Here is a 4,890-nt window from a genome sequence, read left to right on the forward strand (position 1 = left end):
CAGCCGGTGCTGGTTCCGTGTGCCGTATTTCCACGAATACGCGCCGGGCGGATATGGCTGGCCGCGGATCGTGTTCGTCGGCGCGCAGCGTTTGCCATGGCTGGCGAGCGATTCGCTATCCGTTGCGCTGCAAATGTTCGAGTTCCCCGAGGCCGCCGTAGCTTGATGCTGTGGCTCGGCCGTGCCGCGTGCGGACATAGCGCGGCGCTACACCTCATTGAGACATACCTATGGAATTACTTCATAAGCCTGGCCACGAGAGCCTATTCGCGCTGGTCGATGGCGCGGCGGCCCCGGGGCGAATACAAAGGCTGTTTGAGCGTGCCGGCATTCAATGCTTGAACGTCTATGAAGGGCTGCCCGAAGCGGAGCTGGATGCCGCCTCGCTCTTCCTCGTACCTGTGCCGGACCCTGACGCCGATTGGGTGACCGAACTCGACCGAATCGACCGTCACTCGCCTTGTTTGTCGCTTGTCTGGGGGCGTGTCGCCGCCGATCAACTGGCAGCGCATCTTCGCGCTTTTCTATTTGCCGACATCGGGGATGGCGTGACGGCAATGGTTCGCTTCTTCGATCCACGGAATACGGGAATGGTCTGCCGGCTCTGGGGCGACCAGATCCTTGACATATTCATGGGGCCGATCGAGCGGTGGATGTACCGAGGACGTCACGCGAACTGGCAGCGTATCGAGAACGACACCTTGTCGGGCGCCAAGATTTGCAAGTCGATCATGATCGAACTGGAGCAAGGGGATGTGGACGCGCTGACTGCGCACACAGAGCCCGACGAATTGTTGGCCGTGCTGATCGAAGCCGAACTAGTCGACGGCACGCCTCCATATTTGAAGCGGCTCGCTGCCTTCATGCCTCGCTACGAGAGAGCGCTTAGCTGGGGACTGACCGAGCCGACTGATCGATTGCGCTTTTGCGAGAAAACCTACCTGCTCGGGATGGAATTTGACAGCCAACCGCAGGTTGCCCAAGCGCTCGAAGCACGCAGGCAGTCTGGTGTTGGACTTCGTGCTGCACTGGAAGCGGTGCCTCCTCACGTGTGGGATGCGCTTGCCGCCAAACATAGTTCGCTCGCTTAATTAGCGGCGATATCAAAACCTGAACACAAAATCGATATGGCACTGCAATTCATCGTTGTTGGCGACAGAACTACGCACGGCGGTCGTGTGATTACCGGCTCCGGCACTCACATGGTCGGGGACAAGGGGATCGCGCGTCTGTTCGATCTCGTCGATTGCCCGCAAAAGTATCCGGATGGCAGTCCGCACGGCGTCAATAAGATCATCGAAGCGCATCCGACACTCATGATCGGCGGCAACCGGGTGGCGTTGCATGGTCACCGTACGGAATGCGGCTGCGCGCTGATTGGTAGCGGCACAGCGAGCATAGGAGGTTAAGGGGATGGCAAAAGTACGCCTACACATCGAGCCAGAATTGATAGATCAGGTGTCCGCCGAGGCGGTCGCGCCTGACTCTGAAAATGGCGTCAGGGTGGCCGTTGGGGTTGCGTCCACCGCTGCGGAATCTCCGCGAGAGATACCTCCAACGGTACCGTTTGCGGAGCGTCTTGAAAAGGTCAAGGCAGCCGAAAATCCCTTGCTGGAAGCCGCCGAAGTTTTGCTATCCGCCCAAGCGGAGATGCCGCGCAAGCTCGCGTCGAAAGAAGCGGTCGCCACGTTGTGCATGCTGCTCAAACAGGAAATGCACACGTTTCGGCAGCTATGCGAACAGGCCAACATCCGCCACGATCACATGATCGGCGCTAGGTATTGCCTATGCACGGCGCTTGACGAGGTCGCGATGCAGACAGAGTGGGGCAAGGGTGTCTCGTCGGGAAGCGAATGGATTCGCAACGGACTCGTGACCAGCTTCAGCCAAGACCGCAAGGGGGGAGAAAAGGTCTATTTGCTGATAGGTCGCCTACTTGAGGATCCTGACGAACATCGAGACCTTCTCCTGGTGATCTTCCACGTGCTCAGCTATGGCTTCGAAGGCCGTTATCGACACGAAGGCGGCGGAAAAGACAAGCACGACGCGGTGCGCAAACGTCTCTATCAGGAAGCGATGGCGCCGCGTGGACCAGCGCCGACGGCGTTGTCCCCCAACGCCTATGCGAACGTGCAGGTGCAAAGTAAGCGGCCGTCCTTCTTCGAGTTGCCGCTATGGATTACCGTGACCGTGCTGTCGGTGATCTTGCTAACGATGTTCGGATGGTACAAGTACCAACTGTTCAGCCGCAGCGCAGAACTTGAAAAACAAATCGCGGAGATTGCTAGCGAGGCGCCACCGCCACCGATCGGCCCTGCCGTGCCCGAGCCCACTTCTCCCTCACTGCATCTCAAACAACTGCTCAAGAACGAGATCGCGGCGCGCACCGTCAGTGTTGATGAGGATGCGAGCCGTAGCGCGGTGACCTTCCGTGGCGATGCGATGTTCGAGACCGGTGGCGCCGCCGTCAAATCATCGATGGGTCCGCTCATCACGAAGATCGCTAACGAGATTGCCAAGGTGCCGGGGAAGGTCACCGTACTTGGATACACGGACAACATTCCAATCCGTCGCGGACGGTTTTCTTCGAACCAGGCGTTATCCGAAGAACGGGCCACGCAGGTCATGCAGATGCTGCAAGCGGCAGGTGTGCCGGCAAGCCGGCTCGAGGCGGTCGGCAAGGGCAATTCCGATCCGATCGGTGACAACCGCACCGCGCAAGGGCGCGCGCAAAACCGACGCGTCGAAATCATCGTGGCGCGATAGGCCCGAACCGTTTCCGGAATAGAACATGAAGAAGCTCTTGCCGTTTCTGGCGCCGCGCCAGTTCCTAGCTTTTCTCTCGCTCATCGTTATTTCGCTGGTGATTTGGTTCGTCGGACCATTCGTTGCGTACGGTGGGCTCAAGCCCCTCGCCGGCGCAGGTATGCGCGCACTGCTGATCGCATTGCTCGCGGCCGGCGCAGTCCTCTGGCTCGCCGAGAGGTCGCTGAGCGCCGTGTTGATGGCGTTGCTGTGTACGCTGATCTGGTATGCGTCGCCGCTGCTTTCCTTCGGGCATGCCGCGTTATTTGAACCCGTGTCGGCGCGTTTGACGGCAATTGGTTTGCTGGTAGGGGCGTTTGTCGTCTACTGGCTATTTCGCCTCAGGCGATGGATGCGCGAAGACGAGTTGTTTCTCAAGAAGCTGCTGTACTTTGGCAGCAAACAGGAGGAGTCGCCGGCGGCGTCGCGCTTAGGGGATGTCGACGCAATCGTAGCAGGCGCGCTCGCGCGGCTTCGATCGATGCGCACCGGCGCCTACGGTCTGGCAAAGTTGTTTCAGGGCAAACGTTATCTGTACGAGGTGCCGTGGTTCATCACACTCGGATCCAACGGTTCGGGCAAGACGAGCGCATTGCTCAACGGCGGCCTGTCGTTTCCTGTCGCTGAGCGGATGCAGCAATCGGCAGGTGTTCAGCGCGGCGAGGCTGCCGCGCTGAACTGGCGGCTGACGAACGAGGCAGTGCTGATCGACACCGCCGGCTACTACACTCGCCACGGTACCTCGCTGGTTCAGGACGTCGATGAGGACGGTAAGGAGCAGAACATGCGGGCTGCGAACGAGGCGGGGGATGCAACAGCCGGGAGCGGCGATGCAAAGGCGGATGGATCGCTCGGCAATGCGCCGGCGGCGGTCTCTGACGCTGACGCCAAGGTTGAGGGAGCACGGCGCAATGCTGATGCCCCAGCTTCCGCTTCGCGCATCACAAGCGTATCCCGCGGTCGAACCCCACGCGCCGACCGGCGTGAGATCGATAGTGCCGAGTGGTTAGGCTTTCTGCGCACGTTGCGTCAACGCCGGCCACGTGCCCCCGTCAACGGGGCGCTGGTGTTTGTCGATCTTGCATCGCTCACAAGCGACGACGAGAACGTGCGGGGCGCGGAGGCGGTCGCGCTGCATGCACGCTTGACCGAGATGCGTGAGCAGTTGGGGATCCGGTTTCCGGTTTATCTGATCGTCACGAAGATGGATCGCATGACTGGCTTCAGCGATTACGTCGGCGCATTGACGTCCGAAGGCCGCTCGCAGACGTGGGGGTTCACGCTTGCGCAGGGAAAGAAAGCGGTCGCAAAGGAGGGGCTGAGGGCGCGCTGCTTCGATGAGCTGAACCAGCTTGCCGGGCGACTCGCCGCCGTGCGCGACACGCGCTTGGGCGACGAATACGATGCTTCTAAGCGCGGGCGGATAAGGACGCTCAGCCAGGAATTCGCCGCGATCGTGAGTCCGCTGGTCGACCTGATCGAACGGGCCTTCCTCGACCCCCGCTACGACACCACCGAATTGCATTCGTCGCTACGCGGCGTGTACTTCGCGAGCGCGCTCCAAGCTGACAGCGAGATTGTGGCCGAGCGGCGTTCGGTCGCGCAACGTCTCGCATCGACGCAAGAAGAAAAAGACCGCGCCGTCGCCGTGCAACGGCAGGAGGGGCGCCAAAGCTACTTCCTCCACGACCTATTCAAGCGCGTCATCTTCCCCGAGTCCCATCTCGTCACGCCGAACCTGCGCTGGGAGCACCGCTCCCGGCTGGCACGCCTGCTCGCCCACACGTTGGTCATCGCATTCTTCGCCTGGCTAGCAATGGGCCTCTACCTAAGCTTCGGCCACAACCAAACCTATGCCGAAGCGATCGGCGCCAAGGCGCGCCCGCTCGCGGCCCGCGTCGCGCAACTCTACAAGGAACCCAAGCCGCAAGCCGTGCCCGATACGCTCACCGAGGCGCGCGATCTGCCCACCTTTCCCGGCCTGAGCCTATCGGACCCGGGCACCTCATGGCGCTACGGCCTCTACACAGCGCCAAACATCGTGGCCGAAAGCCGCCGAACCTACGATGCACTCGAAGATCGTCT

General features: G+C 60.9%; 4 protein-coding genes. All 4 read left to right on the top strand.

Annotated features, from left to right (window positions below):
- Nucleotides 1-230 precede the first annotated feature (230 nt).
- Nucleotides 231-1,091, top strand: a complete 861-nt coding sequence (locus VL598_RS13790; protein WP_325327290.1) for a DUF4123 domain-containing protein — start codon at nucleotides 231-233, stop codon at nucleotides 1,089-1,091.
- A gap of 36 nt (nucleotides 1,092-1,127) precedes the next feature.
- Nucleotides 1,128-1,409: a PAAR domain-containing protein gene (locus VL598_RS13795; protein WP_325327291.1), complete on the top strand. Its 282-nt coding sequence runs from the start codon at nucleotides 1,128-1,130 to the stop codon at nucleotides 1,407-1,409.
- 4 nt (nucleotides 1,410-1,413) lie between these two features.
- On the top strand, nucleotides 1,414-2,766 hold the full coding sequence (tssL, locus tag VL598_RS13800; RefSeq protein ID WP_325327292.1) for a type VI secretion system protein TssL, long form: 1,353 nt from the start codon (nucleotides 1,414-1,416) through the stop codon (nucleotides 2,764-2,766).
- 25 nt (nucleotides 2,767-2,791) lie between these two features.
- A partial coding sequence (locus tag VL598_RS13805) for a type VI secretion protein IcmF/TssM N-terminal domain-containing protein (RefSeq protein ID WP_325327293.1) occupies nucleotides 2,792-4,890 on the top strand: 2,099 nt, incomplete at its 3' end.

Source organism: Trinickia sp., from assembly GCF_035492435.1.
Lineage (GTDB): Bacteria > Pseudomonadota > Gammaproteobacteria > Burkholderiales > Burkholderiaceae > Trinickia.

Bases quoted from the DNA above. Each gene is read 5' to 3' on its own strand.
- VL598_RS13790 (WP_325327290.1), top strand. From the start codon at position 231: ATGGAATTACTTCATAAGCCTGGCCACGAGAGCCTATTCGCGCTGGTC.
- VL598_RS13795 (WP_325327291.1), top strand. From the start codon at position 1,128: ATGGCACTGCAATTCATCGTTGTTGGCGACAGAACTACGCACGGCGGT.
- tssL (WP_325327292.1), top strand. From the start codon at position 1,414: ATGGCAAAAGTACGCCTACACATCGAGCCAGAATTGATAGATCAGGTG.